Source organism: Rhodoferax sp. RT5P35, from assembly GCF_056521385.1.
The window spans coordinates 1-1,182 of record NZ_JBWMAX010000237.1 but is presented as its reverse complement, the minus strand read 5'-3'; the positions used below and the strand labels follow the sequence as shown (position 1 = coordinate 1,182).

Below are 1,182 nucleotides of genomic sequence, written 5' to 3'. Positions count from 1 at the left end.
GCAATGCGCCCGGCCTGGGCCTGCTGCCGCTGGTCACCCAGTTTGAAGTGCAAAAAACCGTGCAGCACCGGCACACCCGCTTCGCCCCGGACATGAAAGGCCCCTGGGCCGCGCTGGCCGGGGTGGCGGTGGCGGGCTATGAAATCCACCACGGCCAGACCCAGCAGCACGAGGCCATGGCCAAAGGCGGCGATGTGGCCCGGGCGGTGTTGCCCGAGGGCCTGGCCTGGCAAAACGCGGCGGGCAATGTGCTGGGCCTGTACCTGCACGGCCTGCTGGAAGACCCGGCCGCGCTGCAAGCCCTGTTCGGGGCCACCGTGCCCACGCTGGACGCGGTGTTCGATGGGCTGGCCGACTATGTCCAGGCCCATTTCCAGGCTGGATTTTTAGATGGAATAATCTGCCGATAGCTGTTTACACTGGGTCACCATGGCCGCAGCGTATGCATAAATTTCCGTTCACCGACTGGCTGATTGCCTGCTGGCGCGACCCTGCGGCCTCTGCCGAGCAGGCGGCCATCCACCGGGGCCGCCAGTTCCATGCGGTGGTGCGTCAACTGCCGTTGAGCACCATAGGCAACATATTCAGCGCCCTGGTGCTGGCCTTGGTGTTTTGGGGCCAGGTGGACGCTTGGGTACTGGCGGGCTGGACGCTGCTGGTCTCGGCCATCGCCCTGGGCAATGCCGGGCTGTGGTGGCTGCGGCGGGAGGTGCAGCCTTCAACCCCCATGTCGCTGCGCGCGGTGCGGCTGCTGGTGGCAGACATTGCCGTATCGGCGCTGGCGTTTTTGTTGATGTCGGGCTATTTGTATACCGCTGCCGATGGCGATGGCCGCCTGCTGCTGACCGCCGTGCTGGCCGCCTTCATCGGCATGGGCAGCTGGATGTACAGCTGTCTGCCCCAGGCCGCCATTCTGTGGTCTTGCATTTTGTGCGCCGGTTTGGCCGTGCTGTTTTCCAGCCGCCCGGAGCCGATCTACACCTACCTGACCGGCCTGCTGGCGTTTTATGCGGTGGTGGTCTGGAGCACCACCTTGATGACCTCGCGCATGTTCTTGAACGGCCTGAAGTTCGAGGCCGAGATCGAGCGCCAGAACCAGCTCGTCGGCCTGCTGCTCAACGACTTCGAGGAGCACGCCAGCGACTGGCTGTGGGAGACCGACCGCCAAGGCTGCCTGCGCCA

The 1,182-nt window shown here is 65.1% G+C and carries 1 protein-coding gene and 1 pseudogene; both read left to right on the top strand.

Annotation, left to right across the window (positions count from 1 at the left end; all coding sequences use genetic code 11):
• Window positions 1-410, top strand: a pseudogene (locus AC097L_RS25295) (cobyric acid synthase); the annotation flags it as partial.
• A gap of 32 nt (window positions 411-442) precedes the next feature.
• Window positions 443-1,182 (top strand): hypothetical protein (locus AC097L_RS25290; RefSeq protein ID WP_479589460.1); only part of this gene is annotated, 740 nt, incomplete at its 3' end.